Annotated in this window: 14 protein-coding genes; 1 reads left to right on the top strand and 13 read right to left on the bottom strand. The window is 43.9% G+C overall.

What is annotated here, in order from left to right; all coding sequences use genetic code 11:
* Positions 1-252: 252 nt before the first annotated feature.
* From K1Y79_RS00760 to K1Y79_RS00720, 9 genes are all read right to left on the bottom strand, one after another.
* Positions 253-3,756, bottom strand: coding sequence for a carbohydrate-binding protein (locus K1Y79_RS00760; RefSeq protein WP_220248084.1), 3,504 nt, complete (start codon positions 3,754-3,756; stop codon positions 253-255).
* A gap of 114 nt (positions 3,757-3,870) precedes the next feature.
* Entirely contained in the window at positions 3,871-5,334 is a 1,464-nt protein-coding gene (locus tag K1Y79_RS00755; RefSeq protein WP_220248083.1) for a RagB/SusD family nutrient uptake outer membrane protein, read from the bottom strand.
* 10 nt (positions 5,335-5,344) lie between these two features.
* The gene (locus K1Y79_RS00750; RefSeq protein ID WP_220248082.1) at positions 5,345-8,614 is read right to left on the bottom strand and encodes a TonB-dependent receptor; all 3,270 of its coding nucleotides are present in this window, start codon (positions 8,612-8,614) and stop codon (positions 5,345-5,347) included.
* A 253-nt stretch (positions 8,615-8,867) separates the two neighbouring features.
* Positions 8,868-10,097: a FecR family protein gene (locus K1Y79_RS00745; RefSeq protein ID WP_220248081.1), complete on the bottom strand. Its 1,230-nt coding sequence runs from the start codon at positions 10,095-10,097 to the stop codon at positions 8,868-8,870.
* A 123-nt stretch (positions 10,098-10,220) separates the two neighbouring features.
* A complete protein-coding gene (locus K1Y79_RS00740; protein WP_220248080.1) occupies positions 10,221-10,805 on the bottom strand; it encodes an RNA polymerase sigma factor in 585 nt (194 codons plus the stop codon).
* 193 nt (positions 10,806-10,998) lie between these two features.
* Complete coding sequence (locus K1Y79_RS00735; RefSeq protein ID WP_220248079.1) at positions 10,999-11,616, bottom strand: SIMPL domain-containing protein; 618 nt, start codon at positions 11,614-11,616, stop codon at positions 10,999-11,001.
* 31 nt (positions 11,617-11,647) lie between these two features.
* A complete protein-coding gene (locus K1Y79_RS00730) occupies positions 11,648-12,073 on the bottom strand; it encodes a hypothetical protein (protein ID WP_220248078.1) in 426 nt (141 codons plus the stop codon).
* Positions 12,074-12,204: 131 nt separating this feature from the next.
* The gene (locus K1Y79_RS00725) at positions 12,205-12,846 is read right to left on the bottom strand and encodes a response regulator (protein WP_220248077.1); all 642 of its coding nucleotides are present in this window, start codon (positions 12,844-12,846) and stop codon (positions 12,205-12,207) included.
* On the bottom strand, positions 12,836-14,761 hold the full coding sequence (locus K1Y79_RS00720; protein ID WP_220248076.1) for a tetratricopeptide repeat-containing sensor histidine kinase: 1,926 nt from the start codon (positions 14,759-14,761) through the stop codon (positions 12,836-12,838). Before K1Y79_RS00720 ends, K1Y79_RS00725 begins: the two co-directional genes overlap by 11 nt.
* A gap of 274 nt (positions 14,762-15,035) precedes the next feature.
* Between K1Y79_RS00720 and K1Y79_RS00715 the strand changes: the two genes are divergently transcribed.
* The gene (locus K1Y79_RS00715; protein WP_220248075.1) at positions 15,036-16,436 is read left to right on the top strand and encodes a ThuA domain-containing protein; all 1,401 of its coding nucleotides are present in this window, start codon (positions 15,036-15,038) and stop codon (positions 16,434-16,436) included.
* Between the two features lie 115 nt (positions 16,437-16,551).
* Here the strand turns inward: K1Y79_RS00715 and K1Y79_RS00710 are convergent, their stop codons facing one another.
* From K1Y79_RS00710 to K1Y79_RS00695, 4 genes are all read right to left on the bottom strand, one after another.
* Positions 16,552-17,709, bottom strand: coding sequence for a hypothetical protein (locus K1Y79_RS00710; protein WP_220248074.1), 1,158 nt, complete (start codon positions 17,707-17,709; stop codon positions 16,552-16,554).
* Between the two features lie 83 nt (positions 17,710-17,792).
* A complete protein-coding gene (locus K1Y79_RS00705; protein WP_236059437.1) occupies positions 17,793-18,578 on the bottom strand; it encodes a M90 family metallopeptidase in 786 nt (261 codons plus the stop codon).
* Between the two features lie 977 nt (positions 18,579-19,555).
* Positions 19,556-20,293, bottom strand: coding sequence for a metallophosphoesterase family protein (locus K1Y79_RS00700; protein WP_220248073.1), 738 nt, complete (start codon positions 20,291-20,293; stop codon positions 19,556-19,558).
* Positions 20,294-20,304: 11 nt separating this feature from the next.
* Positions 20,305-21,078, bottom strand: coding sequence for a metallophosphoesterase family protein (locus K1Y79_RS00695; RefSeq protein ID WP_220248072.1), 774 nt, complete (start codon positions 21,076-21,078; stop codon positions 20,305-20,307).
* Positions 21,079-21,090: the final 12 nt, after the last annotated feature.

The raw sequence follows: 21,090 nt of genomic DNA, 5'->3' as shown, positions 1-21,090 counted from the left end.
GAGAACCATTCTTTGTATATTCTGTCCATAAAAATATTAGGTACTATTATAGTATGATTTTCAAAAATAGCTTTATGCAGACTTCGACAGGTTAATCCGATGTTAATCTCTATAAATAGTACAATAACAGCTACATGTTAACAAATAACCTTTTAATCATCGATAATATTTGGTTCGAAAACACTCCACTATTGGGCAAAAATAGTGGGCTGACCATAAAGTCCTTTTTGACTTTTTGGTCAGCCCCACTATTTATATTTTTATAAACGGAATCCCTGCCACAGGGTTATCTCCTTCAATTTTAAGGATATACATGCCCGCTGGTAACGCGCTGACATCTCTGCTGACTATCTTTTCCAGTTTTCCAATATTCCATTGTCGTAAGATATTTCCCTGAAGGTCGCAGACCTTTATCCGTTGACAGGACACGCAGTTTAAGTTGATTGTCAGTTGTCCACTGGTAGGGTTAGGATAAATAACAGGCGAACCCCCAATACCTGTATGCGCTACTTCTTTTATTGCCGCATACGAAACGCTAGGCATTGAAGTATCTTCCGCGCAATTATCTATACTGAACCAATTGAATTTTAAGGAGCCGCTTAATACATGCACTCCTGTATAATTAAGTGACGGCAGCCTGATGCTGTCACTGATAGTTTTCCATACACCGCCTGTTGAAGGCACATTGATAGTATCAAATTTAAAGTTGCTATGCCCTATCCATATTTTTGATGGCGCTGTAGAGAGCACCCTCAGACTGATACGGTAGCGGCCATTAACAGGCACATTAAGATTGCTGTAAGCAAACCAGTCACCTGTTCTGAGATTAGTGAAATTTTGTCCGCCGCCGATATCTGTACAGTTTTCCAATACAGTATTGGTAGCACGGTTGGAAGCACTTTCTGCTTCGTACTGATCATTTACACTGCAGGTATAGTCTGTAGTAATAATGACAGTATCTGAAATATTGTTACTACTTGCCGTGATCACAAACGTACCTGCGGCAGTGCCGGCAGTGAATATGCCATTGGTGTCAATGGTATTACCAGTGCCTGTTGTATGCCAGACTGGTTTGAATGTAAAAGGATTATTTCGTTGATCAAATCCGTTGGCTACGAACTGCTGCGATGCTCTCAGCGGCACAGTTGCGGAAAGCGGCGTAATAGCGATCCTGACTAGTTGCGGTGGCGTAATAACGTTTACAGTTGCAGAATCTGCAATCAGTCCCTGGGTTGCTTTTACCACATAATTACCAGCTGTGTTGGCGGTAAATACACCGCTACTACTGATTGTGCTGCCCGGTGACGCCGACCATACAGGGGCGGAGGGTATCAGGCTGCTATCCTGCGCATATGCAGTTGTTGAATAGGTGAGTGTTTGTCCTGTCAGGAGTGTTGCAGTATCTGGTTTTACCACCAGGCGGGAAAGTTGAAACGCATCTGCCGGTACAATATTTATCCAGTTAAAGTTCCAGCCGTCTTTATTGGCAACAATACGGATGGTTTGTTGTCCCTGGTTTAATGGCAGCGGCGCAGAAGTTACTGTGATCCATTTCTGCCAGCCTCCGCTTGCGGGCAGGTTGACAGTTTGCAAGGTATTAGTATCTGACAGCACTTTCAGGCTGGATGCGCTATTTACAGCAACGCGATACTGTATGCGGTAGCTGCCTGCGGCTGGAACGTTGATGTCGTATTCAAACCAGGTACCTGTGCCGATGTAGCTGACGTTTAGTCCGCCGCCGTTATCGGTGGTAGGTTCCGTACAACATACGTTGCTGTTATCGAAGGCCTCTGCCTGTATCCTGGCCGGAATGTTCTTGTAGTTTGTTGGTCTTTTAGTGACGAACGCGCGTCCTGTTTTGGTAGTGGTATCCAATGTAGCGGTAGCAGTGACTTGTCCCGAATTATTCAGCGTAGCCAATCCTTCAGCAGTAATACTGTTACCAGTGCCGGTTATACTCCACACTGGCGTAATATTAAGAGGTCTTCCATTCTGATCAAGGGCTTTTGCTGTAAACTGCTGTTGTTTACCAGGAAGAAACGAAGTGCTGGCCGGCGTGACCTGGATAGAGTCAAGTACAGGCGTACCGATACCTTTCTGGTATATCCTGGCATAGTCTACCAACATGCTGTCAGGCCAGTCCGCATCTGTAACAGCACCACCCATACCTCCACCTATTGCCAGGTTCAGGATAAGGAAGAACTGCTGGTCGAATGGCCAGTCCTGCCAGTCTGTGCGTGGATTGACATACGTCAGGATATGTGAACTGTCAAAAGTAAATCTGATTGAGTCTGCATTCCATTCCATCGCATACACATGGAATACGGTATCTACGTCCATCATGATTTTCGTTCCTGAAATACCACCTGTATTCGTCCAGTTACGCTTCTGAGTATGGATAGTAGAGAGTACAGTGCCAAATTTATTGCCTACATGTTCCATTACATCCAGCTCACCGCTTCTGGGCCACGCGCCGTATGCGCTGGTGGTAGGCATAAGCCAGATGGCAGGCCAGGATCCACGCGCACGCGGCAGTCTTGCTCTGACCTCTACTTTACCATAACGGAAATCAAATTTGCCCTGCGTAACGAGGCGTGCAGAAGACCATGGTTCTGCGGCGTTGCCGGTGGGATAGTCTTTCTTCCCGGTAATTACAAGATGGCCATTCCGCTGTCTGGCATTATCACGGGTTGAATCTACGTATACCTGCTGTTCGCCGTTGATCCATCCTTTAGGACGGGGGTCTATGTACCATTTACTACGATCAGGCATACCTGTCCCATTAAATTCATCTGAAAAGACGAGGGTCCAGGCAGGATTGCCTTCAAAAACCACATTACCTTTTGCGGTGTAAGTAATCGTGTTTGTGTCGGCCAGTTCAACACCGGCAACAGTTAGCTTTAGTACGGAGCGTGAATAATTTGCAGGAGAATTACCACTGAGCGTAATCGTAGCGATACTATCATTTATACGGTTAACACTGGCAACAGTCACACCGGGAGGCAGATTCGCTGCCCGCCAGTTAGCGCTGGTCAAGGTAGTCGCAAAAGTACCGCCGGTAACTTTGGCAGTAAGTGTTGCACCGTTTTCGCTGCCCATTGAAATACTGGTATCCTTTACCGTGATAGCGGTAGGATGTGGTGCTTGCAGGAGATCAAAATATAAGACACCGTTCGCTTTTTTACCATCAATGTACTGGATGGCAACAGTATTGAAATCAGTGCGGTGTTTTACGCTGTTGAAGTTGTAACTGGCTTCTTCCCAGGTATTGACACGGGAAGGCTTGAAGGTGAAAAATATGGCCTTGCTATAGTTGCTGCCGGGTTGTAATTTAAACATGATTTCGTCCAGCGTGCTGCTGTATACAAGCATTTTGAAAGTACTGGACACAGACAGGTCAAATGAGTCCTGCAATTGACACGAGGCGCTCATGTATTCAAAGCTGCTGGTGTCCTTTGTGAATTTGGCTACCAGCGGACTGGTATTCAATCCTGAAGGGTTAGGATTCGGAACGCCAAATTCAACTTTACCGGTTGTTGTATTGCCAGCGTAATATGTCCATCTGCCGGAACATAGTCCACGACCTTCCATATCGTCCAGCAGCAGGTATTGCGCATGGAGGGTACAGGAAATCAACAGACAGAGAGGCAGTAGTAAACGCTGGATCAGCTGTATCCTGTTGGACCAGCATTGGCGCAACCAGACATTTGCCCGCATAGCTCCGCGAGCATCAAATGTAGATTTGATCATTTTCATAACGGGAATATTTGGGTGGAATTACCAGTGACGCTCATCCGCATCACTGGTTGATAATAAAAAAACAGCGTTTATAGAAACAATTAGTTATGTTGGGTTTTGCTCATCTATCGGTCATAAATTAGGATTGATCACGGCATCTGCACCAGGCACTGGCATCCAGTAGTTAGCCTTGGTGATAGTATTGGCAGGTGGCAGGTCGCCCGGGGCTTTGACCGCATTAGCGGCTTCTACCATTTCCAGTCTAACCAGGTCGAACCATCTGTTCCATTCACCGGCAAACTCCCAGGCACGCTCATTAACAATTGCAGTCGCAAAATCAGCACCTGATAAACCGGCTGGTAAGGGAGGTAAACCCGCACGCTGACGTACCGCATTAACAGCGGCGTAGGCATCATTGTCAGGAGAGCCGGCTGCACGGGCCTGGGCCTCTGCGTAAGTCAGCAGTACATGTGCGTATCGCATCATCACTACAGGATTGTTAGACATGTATACGTCTCGTTTACCTGATTGTATTGTATACTTTTTATAATAGGGATGTTGGGTGGTAGTTTCCTGCCAGGGGATGGTGGTGCCGTTACTCAAAGTGAATGTTGTACTGAAAGTGGCATCCTTTCTTGGTCCAGCAGGAAAATTATTGAAGAAGTTCAGCTCAGGGAAGAAGTCACTCCAGCCGCCTTCGTTCTCCGGCATGGTTGATAAACCATAAAAAGAGTTGTAAGTGATCCAGTTTCCGCGCGTAAATAATGTAAATACGTCTTCGACCGTACCGCCGGCAAATATTTTCAAGTAGTCGCCAGTGAATAGATCAAAACCATAACTCGCCTTATTATCAATTACCTCTTTCGCTTTTGCAGCAGCCAGCGCATATTTGGTCTGATCTTTCAATGGCCAGCCTGCTTCAGTCAGGTATACTTCTGCCAATAACGCCTTGACGGTACCATTGTTAGGGCGTCCCAGGCTTCTTCTGGTATTGGGTACCCATTCTTCCGCCCTGATCAGGTCTGCTTCTATGAGACGATAGATGTCAGCAGGTTTACTCTTTTTCAGTGTAAGAAACTCCGGGGTGTATATCTCAGAGGGTATCACCGGAACTTCACCCCATAATCGCGTGAGCCAATAATAACAGAGTGCGCGCAAATAGCTTGCTTCTCCTGCGATGGCGTGCAGCGTATCCAGGTTACCACCCTGTACCTGTTCATAATTGTTGATGATGTTGGTAGCAGATTGAATCGTTTTGTAGCAGCCTAGCCATATAGGATTCATTCGGCTATTAAGGGAGGAGACATTGAAGCGATCAAATTCCCTAAATTCTTCTTTGTTAGAGCCGGGATGCGTGGTAATATCGTCAGCTCCCATTGTCATGGCTATCTGTGAAACAGATGTAAAGCCGCTGGTCCATGGAACCAGGAGACTTCCGTATGCTCCGTTTAATACTGATTCAAGGCCAGCAGGGCTGCTCAGTGCATCGTCTCCAGCTACAAGTCCTCTGGGGTCTTCAGCAAGTTCTTTACTACAGCCAAGCGTCAGCATACAGCAGAAAAAAAGGTAAATATGAAATGTATATCGTGTGCGCATAAGTTTATCTTTAGAAATTTAGTGTAACTCCTCCTGTGATAGTTCTGGCGTTCGGATAGGTTCCGAAATCAATACCCTGCCTGATATCGCCGGCAGAAGAATTGCTTTCGGGGTCGATGCCGGAGTAGCTGGTCCATGTAAACAGGTTGGTGGCGCTTACAAAGATTTTGACGCCCAATGTATTTTTCAGTGTAGATCTGGGTATATCATAAGACAGGCTGATGTTTTTCAGGCGCAGAAAATCGCCTTTTTCCAGGAATCGTGTGCTTTGCGTAAAATTACGGTTGGTCGTGCTGAAGGCCGGTATGTCTGACGTTTCATTAACGCCTGGAATATAGCGGTCTTTGATGTCGGTATGTGTTGCTTCACGCGCGTCGCCACCGTAGTACATGGCAACAGCCTTGTTGTAATTTAATCTGTCAAAGCCCCAGAGTCCCTGGAAGAGCAGGTTCAGCGTGAACGCTTTATAACTTATAGTATTGTTCCAGCCAATAGATGTTTTGGGTATACCAGTTCCTATTACATGGTAGTCATCTGCGTCAATGGTGCCATCATTGTCTACATCGAGATACCTCGCATCACCAGCTTTGGCTCCGTATTCACTGGCTTTACCGTCTCCCGGTTTCCAGGTACCAAGATAGGAGAGTCCCCATATTGCACCCAGCGGCTGACCTGGCATCACCACAAACTCAGACTGCGGAGACATACCGCCACCGATCTTTCTGTTGTTAGGATCAAAGATCCTGGTCTTACCTTCTCCGAGCGACATTACCTGGTTCTTAAGAAAGGAAATATTAAAACCAGTGTTCCACTTAACAGTGCTGCTACCGGTTACATCACCTTCAATAGAAAATTCCCAGCCTTTGTTTTGCACAGCGCCTACATTCCTGGTGATGGTATTACCGCCCAGGTACATGGGTAATGTTTCCTGCAGCAGCAGGTCACGCGTGTCTTTTACAAAGTAGTCAACTGCAATCGCCATTCTGCCTTTGAGTAATCCGATGTCAAGACCCACATCTTTTTGTTCAGTAGTTTCCCACTTCAGCGCCGGGTTACCAATATTACCTATTACAAGACCTACCTGATGTGTGCTATTGTTAAATGATGCCGGTATGTTTGAATAGGACGAAAGTGTACTATAAGGGCTGATGGCCTGGTTGCCTGTCAGTCCCCAGCTACCTCGTAATTTCAGATTACTGATGAAGGACAGTTGTTGCATAAAGGGTTCATTGCTGATGACCCATCCTGCTGAGAGGGAAGGGAAGTAGCTATATTTATTATTGCCCTGAAAGCGGGAAGAACCATCTCTTCGTATAGCAGCGGATATCAGGTACTTATTGTCGTATCCATAGTTTACCCGGCTTACAAGCGAGAACAAGGCCCATTTGGAATAACCGGAGTTGGGGCTTGAAGGTGTGCCTAACGCCAGATTGTTCCATTGGAAGTGTTCATAGGTAAGGTTGGATGAACCTGCCGAATGAAAGTTATAGGTAGATTGCTGGTACTCCATTACTGCAGTCACGTCAAGATGGTGAACGTTGTTGAATATTTTTTTGTAATTGAGGGTATTTGTGTTTTGCAGTACAATCTCTTTATTAGATCTCACACCGGCGGTGGATGTATTATTGTTAGTCACTTTACCTGCGAAGGACTTGTCTTCATATTGCAGATAGTTAGCGCCGTATTGCAGGTTAAATGTTAATCCCGGCAGAATACCGAACTTGATTCCGCCGATGACGTTTGCGAGCATTCTGTCTCTCATTGCCAGCCTGTCTACAGTTAGGGCAACGGGATTATAGAACAGCGATCCGACGGGGTCGCTCACTACAAAATTACCATTGGGGTTACGTACAGTAGTAGTAGGAGACCAGGTGATAGCCTGTGCCAGCGGGCTGCTGGGACCATCAGCAGGTATGTCCACATTCTGGGCATTGCTGTAAGAGCCGGTAATGTTCAGGAAGGTGGAGATATGATCTGTAAGATTAGCGTTAATATTTGAACGCAACGTATAACGTTTGTAGAAGGAGTTGTTGATGACGCCATCCTGATTCAGGTAATTACCTGAAATAAAATAACCGCTTTTTTCAGTTCCGCCGGACAGGCTAAGCAGGTACTCCTGGCCTGGCGCTGTTCTGAAGATCTCCTGTTGCCAATCGGTACCGCCATTCGTGCGGAAACCTGTTATTTGCTCATCGGTGAACTTAGGCGTAGTACCTACCGCCAAAGCATGCGCGTTAGCAGTTTCAGCAAAGTCGGCCGCATTCAACAGATCCAGTTTTTTGATAACACTAGCCGCAGACAGACGAGTGGTAAAGTTTACTTTTAATTGGTTGCGGCTGCCTTTACGGGTTGTTACTAATACAACGCCATTAGCGCCCCTGCTGCCATAGATAGCAGTGGCAGCAGCATCTTTTAGTATCTGTATATCGGCAATGTCATCAGGATTGATAGCAAAAAATTCTGCTCCGACAAAACCATCTACGACATACAGCGGTTCGTTACTGCCATTAATGGAGTTAGATCCGCGGATACGTATACGTACACTACCACCCGGAGAGCCGGCAGCATTGGTCACCTGTACGCCCGCAGCTCTGCCTTGTAATACCTGATCCAGGCGGTTAACAGGCGCATCGCGGAAATCCGCTGCTGAGATGGAGGAAATAGCATTGGTCAGACGGCCTTTGCGTTGCTCACCGTAACCGATTACTACCATTTCATTAATATTTGAGGCAGATGCCTGAAGGGTTAAGGACATCTCTTTTTTCCCGTTTACAGGAGTTTCGATGGTGTTGTAGCCTATGGATGAAACGACCAGCACTGTATTGGCAGCAGGAATTGTAATGACATATTCTCCGTGTTCATTCGTAACAACTCCTTTCGCAGTACCTTTTACCTGGATGGTCACACCAGGAAGTGGCTCTCCTTTGTCGTTAGTGACTTTTCCCCTGACTTCCTCATCAGGAAGCTGTGAGATTTCTGTCTCAGCAATCTTTCGTTTAACAATGATCACTTTGTCTGTGATGGAGTAGGTGAATGGCTGACCTTTAAAGCAGGCTCTCAGTGCATCATCCAGGGAAGCGTTTTTCATGTCCAGACTTACATCCCGGCCTTGCCGCATCTGTTCATCCGTATAGAGAAAGGTATATCCGGTTTGTCTTTTAATCTCCCGGAATATTTTTTCCAGTGAAGAATGATGCGCTGAAATGGTAACTGTTTGGGAGTACCCGGCAGCAGCAACCTGCAACAGGGTAACGGTCAGCAGGAGTACCGTTAATTTCATAATCAGTAACGTTTGTTTCGATAATCGTGGAAAAAGGCGACCCCGGGCAGCACGTAGCCGTTTGCCTTGGGGAAAAGGCATCAATTGCATACATTTGTATGGTTAGGGTAAGTAATGAATAATTGTCGTAAGCGATTAGCATACAGGCCCTATGTAACCGGGCGGCGGGGCAAACGCTTCCCGGTTTTTTGTGCAGTATGGGTGAAGGGAGTGGAATTTATGGACTCATATTTTAGTGATTTAGTCGATATATCTAACGGGATACGATAATCTGTTTTCCCTTGATGTCAAAATGAACTTCACCCGTCATTTCCATCATCTTCAGTACCTGTGATACTGGAACATTCTTAGGAATAGCTCCTCTGAAATGACCTGGTACTTCATCAGCAAATATCACCTCAACATCATACCAGCGTGTAATCATGCGCATGATGGATCTCAGATCGTTCCCTTCCAGTTGGATAAACCCGTTCTTCCAGGCAACTGCTTCCTCTGTATCTGTCTGTTGTAATGTAAAGGTCTGGTCCTGCTTATTAAGAATGGCCCCCTGACCTGGAGTCAGCTGTTTACTGCTGTGGTTACTGATCACTTTAACAGCGCCTTCGAGCAGGGTAGTTTTAACTATTTGTTCATCCGCATAGGCCATTACATTAAACTGTGTGCCCAGTACAGCCACCTGCATACTATCCTGAAGCTGCCCAGTGCGAATAGTGACGTGAAACGGCATGTGTGCCTTCCGGGCTACCTCAAAATAAGCTTCACCGGTAAGCTCCACCCGTCTTTCGGCCCCCTTGAAGGCGACAGGGTATTTTAAGCTGCTCGCTGCGTTTAACCATACATTGGTTCCATCAGGAAGGGTTATCCTGAATTGACCGCCACGTGGAGTACGGAGCGTATTATACTGTGTGAGGCTGGGTGTTTGTTCCCGTCCTTTATGATCATGATATAGCAGCCTGCCGCCGGCTATCTGCGAGATACTGGTATTACCTTGTACCGATAATGCTGTATTAGCGGTGGTATCTATCTCGATTTCTGTACCATCTGCCAGCGTGAGTACCGCCCTGGTGGTACCAGGAGCAATGTCCTGCAGCGTATCTGTTTTTGCTATTACAGGCTGATTATCAGGCTTGTGACGGAATAGGTATAGGGATATAGCTAGTAATAATACTGCTGCGGCAGCGGGCATCCACCATATCCGGCGTTTGGGGGCGAGTGCAACAGGTGCAGGCGAAGCGAACGCTGTACCGGGCAATGGTTTGTCTGCCGATAGAATATCTGACACAATCCCGTCCCAGTAAGCCGGATCGTAGTCGGTAACTGTTTTGTCCTGAAGTTGCTGCAGCAGCAATTGTTCCAGCTGCCTGGTAACGTCTCCGCTTTCATCTTTCCGGATGAGCGTTGACAGTTCCAGTAGCTCTGCTTCACTGGCAGAATGATCCAAAGCCTGCATCAGCAGGTATGTTAGGCGGTCTTGTGTAGGCAATGTTGGTTGTTTTGATCAGTTTTTAACGTGGCAACTACTCTGTTTACATTATACGTGGAAACCCCTCCTGCAATAACAGACGCACAAGTTCTCATTTAGGACCTATAGGTCCGGAAAAAAATTTTATATCCTTAACAGCCATAGCATAAAAGCAGGCAACAGCATGCCGAGTTGCTCGAGATGCTGACGAATAGCATGTAATGAACGGACGAGAGCGTTTTTGACAGTGTTGGGTGATAATCCCAGTTGGGATGCGATCTCGGGTATTTTGAGTCCCTGTTCACGGCTAAGTAAGTAGATCCGCTTTGCCTGCGGGGGCAGTTGTTGTATTGCAATGCCCACCTGTTCCTTCATCGCTGCATAGGCCATGTCTTCATCCAGTGTGAAGGCAGGCTCAACGACAGACAGGTTTGCTATTGCTTTGTCATGAACATTCCGTTTCCTCAGAAATGTGAAGCACTGATAGAATACAATGCGCATGAGCCATGAACGGGGTTGTTCTATTTCCCGGAGTTTGTCTCTGCTGATCCATAAGCGGAGAAAAGTTTCCTGAACAATGTCTTCTGTAACGGATGCCGTTTTGGTCAGATGTAATGCCATGGCGCGGAACTGCGGGGCATAAAGATGAAAAAGCTGTCTGAAGGCTGTCTCGTCGCCTTCGGATATCAATGTGAAGAGTTCTTTATCATTACGAGGAGAATCATGCATTTGGACAGCCTTCCCACTAAAATAAAAAAATATTTGATTTATTTAATTTTTAGGGTGTGGGACTGGGGACGTCTACTATAATACAGTAAATGGATCCAAATACAAAGGCTTCAAGCTGGCAAAACTTGAAGCCTTTGTAATGTACACTGTTCTTTATAATGAACTTCAGGATCAAAGAATGGATGAAGACCGGTTATTCAAATGAGAAGGTAACCAATAACGTCAGCGATTGATCTTCAATTGGTTTGAAGTAGAAGTTCTCTTCCATTGGCGCTTCTTGTGGGGTAAGATCTGTCACACTCACCACAGCACCGAGTTTCTTATTGATAGCTTTTGCAATCATTGCCGCTTTTTCCTGGCTGTTACGGAATGCCGTTTCAAATTGTTTGTCTGTTTTCACAATTGGTTTGAATTTCGCCCTTGTACCAGTAATATTGACAACGGTCCCGTTTGCAAGTTGAGACGCTTTCAACAATTCATCGCGTGAAAGCGTACTGAAAGTATACAGATTACCTTCTCTGTACATCCTTAGAGCCTGGTATCCCATTTTATCTTCTTTGAACTTGCTTTCATCCAGGCCAGCCTCCTTTACTTTTGCAAAGAAGCTCTTCTTAAGATCTTCAAAGGATTTTCTGCTTTCTGTTTCACCATATGCATAGTCTACCGCTATAGAAAAATCGATCTGATAGCTTTCCACTTCGCGGGTAACGCTGGAGGTACCGGTAACCTGAATCGAGTGGTCTTGCTGTTCCTGAGCCTGGCTTCCCAGTGCCGACATCAATATGATGCCGGCAAGTATTAGCTTTTTCATTGTCTGAAGTTTAAATGATGAGAGAATAACGTTAGGCAACACTGAAAACGAAAGATGCAACGATCATCCAGGCACCAACGATAATACCCAGGATACCAAGTTTTCCTTGTTTAGGCGCTACCTGTGCACGGATCCGTACTGCTTTTTCTCTGGCCTTTTCATTACCGGACAGGAAGAACTTGTTAATTAGTGGAAACCCGAGTAAGAAGCCAAGGCATGCCTCTACCAGGCTACCGGCAGTCAGGGTTATCCACCATATGGGAGCAGAAGTGAGCCAACCCATATTCAGTACTGCGGATACAAGGCCCCAGATACCCCAGAAGCAGAAGATAATTCCGATCCAGCCCTGATAAGGTTCAACTTTCTCTAACAGTTCTTTGGCATTAGGCTTCCTTGATAAAAGCAGGGAGGGAACGGCGATGATACTCAGCAGGATTAATGTTATTCCGTAAATCATAATGTTGCATTTTTAGGTTTAAAATTGTTTCGTACGGGATTGTTCCGTTTTGTTATGCAACAAAGGTAGTCCGGTACGAAGGGGGGAGCAACATCGTATTCAGTGAAAATCAATACCCTGTTTTCAGGGGGTTAACTGAGGAGGCCTAGTTTAACCGCATACCTGGTCAGGCCCGCCAGATTGCGTACTTTTAGTTTCAGTATAAGGGTTTTACGGTAACTTTCTATGGTGTGTTTACTAAGAAATAATTTGTCAGCGATTTCCTGGGTAGTATATTCTTCTGCAATCAGTTTCAATACATCTTTCTCCCGGGAGGTGAGCATCTCCAGTGTTTCTTTCTCTTTATTGAAAACGCTTTTGAGATAAGCTTGTTTGATGGACTCTGAGAAGTACTTGCCGCCTTTAAGGATTGTTTTGACAGCTTCCAGTAGTTCATCTGAATCAGCATTTTTCGATAGGAAGCCATCAACATTATTCTGGATAAGTGTATCAATCATATTACTGTCGGTATGCATGCTTACTACCAGCGTACTGATCTCAGGTCTCTTTTCCTTAATGTAACTATTGAGCGTGATACCGTCCATATCCGGCATACTGATATCCGTGATAACGAGATCTACCTGTTCGTCGGGATGCTGGTCAAGATAATTCATGATTAACTGGCCATTATGTGCATAATAGGGTACGTGAAGGTCTTTTTCCTGTGATATTAATCTGATAACACCTTCCAGGAATAATTTGTGATCGTCTGCAAGGATAATATTATGCTTCATAGCATTCCGGATTTAAAGGGATTTCAATGTCAATTACCGTGCCTTTCGAAGGAAAGGAGTCAATAGAAAATTCGCCGTTGAAGAGTTTCAGGCGTTCCCGTATATTCTGGAATCCTAGTCCGAATCTTACGTTTTCCAGGGAAAAGCCCTGGCCATTATCTTCAAACAACAGTTTCAGGAAGCCGTCCAATTGCGTCAGTTGTATTTCTACTTTAGATGCTTTACTGTGTTTCAGTGCATTGGTAATGAGTTCCTGTATTATTTTATAGATCTCCACTTTCAGAGATGTCCCTATTTTGTCTATTTCTTCATTGGGATAAGCATGAAAGGTGATCATAGCGTTACCAGGTATATTGAATTGCCGTACATATCCGGAAATGAGTTCGGCAAAACCGGTTTCACTAAATTTCTGCGGAACGAGGTCGTGGGAGAGATTACGTACCTGGTGGTAGGTATCATCTACCTGCCGGATAAGTGTATCTACTCTGTCGATGCCGTTTTGGTGAGAAAGCTGGAGTTTAATGGCTGCAAGATTACCGCCGATACTATCATGCAGTTCTCCAGCTATTCTTTTGCGCTCTTTTTCTTGTCCGCTGACAGAGGCTTTCAGCAGTTCCAATTCCTTATCCTTCAGCAGCGCTGCTATTTTCTGACGGTTCATTTCTTCCAGGGTAGTATTCAATTTGCTTTGCGTCTGCAATTTCTGGTAGTACATGTACAGTAAGCCGATGACAGGTAGCAGAATGACCAGGAACCCGATGAGCATACTGTATTTTACTGTCTTCTGATAGTTGAGTTCATTTTCCTTGGTCGCTATTTCTTTTTCCTTTCTGGCGGTCTGGTATTTTATTTCCAGTTCGTTAATTTCTTTTTTATTCTGCCGGTTTATGACTTCCCGGGAGATAGCCAGATACTGTGTCATGAGCGCATAGGCGTTTTCATAATCTCCCATTGCAGCGTGTACGTTCCGGAGACTGTTTAACACATTTAACTGCGCCTTCATATCATTCCATTGCAATGCATTGGAGTAAACCAGGGACAGTAATGCACTTGCGTTGTCATACTCTTTTCTGGCAATCAGTAGGTCGCCCAGCCTTTGGCCGGCATTGATATACAGGTCAAAGAACTGCTGTTCCTGTGCTTTGTTTTTGACTTCATTGTAAATGGAATAGGCCTCGTCAGTTTGCATGCTAAATTCTGCAATGATGCCGAGCGTTAGTTTAGTCTGCAATTCTTTTTTTCTCTGGTGTTGTTGCTGGAAGTAAGCCTGTGCTTTTTCAGTAAATTGTTTTGCCTGAAGCAGGTCTTTTTGTTCGAGAAAGATGATGCCTAATCTTTCATATACGAGATGCATCATTTGTTCATCGGGCGCTGTATTTAATAAGTCTTTATATGCGGCGACGGCTTTATTAAGTTCATGCCGGGCAGCATATACATCGGCGATGCCTAGTTTATTGCTGTCTATGGCAGATTTGTTATTCAGCGATTCTGATACTCTCAAGCCTTGCAGGTAATAACGCAAGGCTTCATCAAACAGGCCATCTTCTCTGTAGGCATTGGCCAGGCTGAGGTAAAGAGAAGACTGGAGGGGGAGTTTATCAGCAGCTGATAGCTTACTTTGATCAAGGTGGCTAAGCAGTTCTTTGGCGTAGTGAATCACGGAGTCTGCAGCCCCATGGGTTGCATGGAATGACAGTAACGGTTGTGCAGCCTGTATCTTTGCCTGAATATCATTGGTGAGATGCATGCTTCGGATAAGGGAATCAGGCGTTTTAACAGGTAGTTGCCCATAGCCTGTAAAGCTTGTCTGCTGCTGGCCCAGGCAGGATGCGGAAACAAGTAACAGCCCAAGAAACATCAGGGCTAATACATTGATTCTTATATGTTGTGATGATATGTTAACTTCTTTGTTCAAGAAAATATCTTTTATTTGGAACAGGGAAGATAGTAAATAAATTATTGTAGGTATATAGTCCTGGAATGGTATTGCATGTTACCTCAATTCATGGGAAAATGGTTATTTTGAGTTTACAGCGCATGAAGTAGGCGTTTGATTAGTTGGCCAGTGGCCGGAGTAACTTATCATGAGCAATACCTGGTTTGGCAATTTGCCGAAAATTCTCGATGTTCGACATAATGAATTTGCCTGATCCCAATCTCCATTGTAGTTATACGCTTAATAATCAGTTATGAAACAGCTCTTATTTTTCGTTATTAGTTGTTGTATTATCAGTAATCAATATGCGCAAAACCGGCCTAAAGCTCTTATTCTGACAGGGAATGGTAATGTTCCCGTCTTAAAGGGCATTTATCCGCCATGGGTGCATGAGTTCCATAACGAGGCAGTAGCATCAATTCTTCACGGGATTGTGGATGTAGACACAACAGCAGATCTCCGGCAGTTAAATGCACAGTACTTAAAGCAGTATGACCTGCTGATCAGTAATTCACTTTTCCTGGATCCTACAGAGGAGGGATTAAAGGCAATATATAATTTTGTAGCCGGTGGAAAATCTTATATGACGTTACATTGTGGTATTTTAAGTCTTCTGAACTGGGACAGGTATGAGGAATTCATGGGTGGTATTTTTATAGGCGGACCATCTACTGATCCCTCAACTTACCGGGTGTATACCAGCAATGAAGAGCTTTGGGGATATAAATACCGGTTCAGGGATTCTTCGCAACATCCAGTATCCAGGGCTGTAAATGATTTTGACATCGAAGATGAGATGTATTATTTCCAGCCATCTACTGCCAGGATGGAAGTAATTGCCAGGGCTGAGAATCACCCGGTAATGTGGTGGCATCCTGTTGGAAAGGGGAAGGTAATGAGTCTTACGCTGGGTCATGATCTTCGCGCAAAAGGTAATCCGGGGTATCAGGAGTTGTTAAAAAATGGTGTCAGATGGTTAACAGGATATCCGCTGATTTACCCTGATAGAATCCCGGTTGTCTCTAACAGAGAACTATTCTATAATAACTTTATACAGTCTGCGGTGGTAACCGAAAAGGGCACGTCTATTCATTCAATTATTAATCCGGATTCGCTATATAAGATTGTATCTGGAACAGATCTTTCACTTGATGGTAGCGCAGGTTCGGCGGCTTTTATGGTGTCTGTGAAAAATGATAAAGGGCGCATCACAAACCGTGAAATAACTTTATCAGTTGTTAAGGATGGAACCGGCAATATTGCTGCGTACTATGGTAATACGATTAGTGGTACAGCCTCAGAGAATACAAATATCATGTTTGACGTGCGCAACATCATAGATTCCGATGTCGGAAGCCGGTGGTCCAGCCGGAACTGCGAACAGGCAGAGGTGACACTTGATCTTAAGAAGGAATATCCGCTCAGCCGGATCTTAATTCATTGGGAGGCATCTTATGCAAAGCGGTATAATATTTGGGGATCCGGTGACGGCAGGAAGTGGACAATCATACAATCAGTCAGCGATGGCGATGGGGGAGATGAGGAACTTACCTTTTCGCCTACGACGGTGCGGTTCATCAGGCTGGATCTGCAGGAGAAGGCAGCTGGAAAAAGAGGATACTCAATTTATGAGATGGAGGTATTTGTTAAGTAAACTTTTAGTGATAGGATGGTAGTTGGAAGTTACAAGGTGATAGTTGAGTATGCGACCGGGGGGATCTGCTTCGCTGCGATTCTATTAAAGATGTGCTATCCTGGGAAAATATATCTTATAGCCGCCCCATTGGAACTTCCCCTCTTTTCATTGTCTCTACCTGCGCTGGTGTAAATGCTGGCTGATAGAGTTGTTCATCAAAATGATAACAACGGAAAAGTTCGGTAATGAAATGCATACGATCAGTGAGGTCAGCCCAATCTTGTGCACCACTTTCTTTTAAACTGTCGGGAGTTGTGTCGATCTTTGTCATTAATTGAACCAGGTCCGTACATGAGAGGGTTGTAAATACCGTTGGGTAGGCACGCTGCAGGTCTTTCGATAATAACAGGCGCTCATGGGGGAAGGTTAATGTCATGAGGCAGGCGGTAATCTGCTTTCTTACGAGATGTTGCAGCTCCATGATCAGTCTGTCAATTGCGGCTTCCAGGCGGGAGGCTTTACCAGTGGCTTTCAGATAAAGTAATCGTACACCAGAACGCCAGCTTCCCGGAGGGAAGAGGAAGTCAATGATTTCCTTGCGAAAAGTGTCTTGTCCTGTAAAGGCAGCGTTAAGAGAGGCCAAAATCTCTGGCTGTAATCTTGTTTGCTCATGGAATCCGATCTCGAGGTTAGCCAGGAGCAGTTTTTCCAGGCGTAGTTGTTCATCACTTTCAAAAAAGGCCATATAATAATTTGTGAAGGCTCTTCTTAAGTATTGTTGCCCATCAGGCGGATCACCGTCAAGCATTTCCCGGCAGAATAATTCGCACCGTTCTACATTAGCTTCGGTATGGCCGAAGCAGCTTGCAATAAACCGAGCGAATTGAAAACCTATTTCTTCAAATACTTTCTTATTTCCTATGGCGACTGCTTCCGCTATACGGTCAACTATTCTGGCAAACAGACTTTCTTTTACCATCGCGCGGAGTCTGAGGTTAAGAGAAGCGCCGATACCCATTTCAGAGGCAACTGAAAGCAGTGTCTGAAATTCTTTTAGGACTTCAATGTCTACCCGTGCTTCAAGTGTTCGTTGAAGATCTTCTTTCCGAATACTCTGTCCTGCCTGCTTGGAAGCCCAGGTGGCAAAGGTGCACCAATTCGCTACGTACCCAGTTCGGGACATGATAATCTGTGAGAGCTCGTAGTAAGACTGTGTGATGAGTACATTGCGTAGTACAGGATTACTGATCAGGGCTATCCGACGGATGTCTGCCATATTTGGGGAATGCATAAATAGCGTTTTATGGCGCAAAAATAATGAATGAACTTATTATTTGGACAAATAGCTGTTTTTTGCTTTATATTATTCAATTGTCAGCTGCCTGTTTCAGGAGGCATCTGTCCAAAGATCCTGCTCATTTGCGCGTAAATTTCAGGATGATGCTCTTTAAATTTCTCAGGTTTCTGGAAGAAGTATTCCGAAGTTACCGCTAGAAATTCCGCTTCATTTGTCAACGCATAAGGATTGATATCAGATTGGCCTTGCTCAATACGACGCATTTCTTTGTGCATCATCTTCAACCAAGGTACAGCATATTCATTTCGCATCAGATTTTCCGGTATGCCATCTGTGGCACCATCTGACATATCAAGTAGATGTACAAATTCATGGATAGCCGTGTGTTCAGCACCCGATACAGAAGAAAACGCCTTGATCAGAGCGGCCCTGGATAGTAACATCTGTCCATTCATATAACCCGAACCAACCATACCCAATATATTTCTCTCATCGCCTTCAAACTGGAAATTGTGATCAAAGGTATCCGGATAAAGAATAACGTTTGTAAGATTACGATACTTCCAGCCAGGAAAACCGAAGATTGGTATTACGGCACTGGCTGCAATGTACACTTTGTCCAGATCAGTAACTTCTGTGCCTACTCCCTCAATGTGTACATATTGTAGAAACTCATTTACCATTGTTCCAAACCGTTCTTTCTCCTTCTCGTTCAGGAGTTGATAATACTGAACATGTTCATTAAGTAATTCGCTATAAATATTTGCTGCGGCTTTATTCTTTCTCTGCTTTTCTTTTTTACGCCGTACGTACAATATAATGAACAGCGCACCTAATAGCAAAGCAATTGTATACAATATCATAAGTTAAATGTAAGTAAAATACCTAAGTACCAGGTACGTATGTTGATCTTTACTTTGAGATCCAGATCTGGAACGATTGAGACACGTAAATTAAGTTGTTTTCTTATTTAGATATTAAGTAATTTATAGTACGGAAAATGAGAATAAAGTAGTCGAAATAGAGTTGTATGATAAAAGGCTAAGGATGACTGAAAAGATCCATGTGCAGGAACTTACTGGTTCAACTTTTAGAATGATTGACAATGATATATTTAATTGCAGACTAACACTTGGGACTGAGTTTGAAACTAGAATTAATAAGGAGGGAAAACATGAGATTATAGGAATTTTAAACCTGAATAGTGGAAAATACGGCCGCTCATAATACTCATGCCATTTATTTAAGTCATCTTTTGTGAACTCGAAACGTCCGAAAAAGGTTGTTTTGCCAGATGTGGTAATCCTAGATTCAGTCTCAATAAAACATAGTCTCGATCTACAAGCAAATGCACTATAGTTAAATCGGGTAAAAACTAATGAATCCATGACCCATAAATAGTATTTCCACTTTACAACTCTATTTTGCTATCGATATAAAGATTATCAATATAACCAGTGTCCTTTTAAGCTACAGCTTTTTTTGCACTAAATAATAAAAGTAAACACATAGGTAATAGGTAGATGTCTAATCCATGAGAGTTTCATTGTCGATTTTTTTTGTTTGTTAGTCTTCTTTAGATGATTACAGTGACAATATTGTTGTGATCATCTACCCATATTTGCAGATCCATTGTATCTATATCATAGACATCTTGCATTTCGTCATCGCTCACATACACCCTGTCTTTAATAAGGTCGGCCTTAGTTATATTAAAGTGATTGAAGAATTTATCCACGTCTGCCCCAAAGAGAAAGAATCCATCTAAATAACAGTCTGTTCGACAGCTCTTGAAGAGCCGTATTATTCAGCTGACCAAGAGCCGTGTTATCTATGTTAATTAGTATGCTTTTCTAAGCATATCTGCCAATTCATTAGCAAGAGGGCTATTTTCAATTGCCGCCGCCGCTACTGCTACATCATAAACAAAACGTTTAATTTCAACATCAACGCCATTTATGTCAGTACCGGACGAATTTTCATTAATTCGAATAAGAACGTACGATCCCCTAGAATCCCCATCCTTCGGCTTACCAACTGAACCTGTATTTATAGCATGAGCAAACCTCTTACCTTTAGCATGGTTAATTGGAATAACCCTATGATAAGGTTTATGAGTATGCCCAAAACATATAATGTCAGCATTTTCTTCTGTAAAGATGGAGGTCATAGTATCCAGGTCAGTTTCCTCATACAAATATTCATTAATACTTCGAGGACTTCCATGAACCAGCAGCAGGGTTAATTGATCACCGTTTAATTGAAACGTCACCCGTAAGTGAGCAGGGAGAGCGTCAAGATACTCTTTACTTAATTCATTTATAATGTCATAAGCATAGCTTTTAGCGGATTTCTCTGCCCCTGGCTTGCTGCCTTTAACTTTTATGTCGTGATTTCCCGCTATAGTGGCTATTTTCCTTTTCCTAAGTTCGGCTATCACCTCATTAGGCCAGATATTATATCCAATAAGATCTCCGAGGCAGTAAATAGCGTCAGGTCCGTATTGTTTTACATCTTCAAAAAAAGCCTCTAAAGCAGGAAGATTTGCATGTACATCACTAAATATTGCAATAGTCATTGAATTGTGTCTTAAATTCCTTTCCTTAAACTCTCAGCATACGCATTAGGTAATGGGCTATCTTCAACTGCTTTAGCTGCCTTTTCTACATCATATTCAAATCTGATAAATTCTACCTTAATACTTTCTTTGTTGAATATGCCACTATTTTCATTGATATGAAGCATGACATATCCTCCCCTCGAATCCCCGTCTTTAGGTTTTCCCACTGAGCCTATATTAATTGCATGACGGAAATGCTGATTTGCTTCCGGTTGTGTTGGTAGTATACGATGATAAGGCTTATGTGTATGACCAAAACACATAATATCGGCATCTGCATCCAGCATTATGCGCAACATGCTTTTCTCTTCACGATCCTCAAAAAGATATTCATTGATCTTACGTGGACTTCCATGCACTAAGAGCAGGTTCAACTTATCATTGTTGAGCTGAAACTCTACTCGGATATGCGCTGGTAAGGTACGTAGATAAAGGCGTTCATCTTCATTTACAATGCTATTGGTAAAAGATATTGAAACAGCCCCATTTGCCTTTTCATCATCTGTTTTATAAGCACAGCCACAATCATCACTTGAACGTCCTATGCCAAAGTCGTAGTTACCTGCTATGGTTGGAATCCCACGCTTACGAATTTCATTGATAACTTCGTTAGGCCATATGTTATATCCAACAAGGTCTCCCAAGCAGTAAATCGCATCTGGATTCCGGCCATCTACATCTTTAAAAAAGGCTTCTAATGCAGGTAGGTTTGCATGTATGTCGCTGAATAAGGCTATTTTCATTATCGTGATATT

The organism is Chitinophaga rhizophila (assembly GCF_019492185.1).
Taxonomy (GTDB): Bacteria; Bacteroidota; Bacteroidia; order Chitinophagales; family Chitinophagaceae; genus Chitinophaga; species Chitinophaga rhizophila.
Note: the sequence above shows the minus strand (reverse complement) of the source record. Positions and strands in the feature narration are given on the sequence as shown.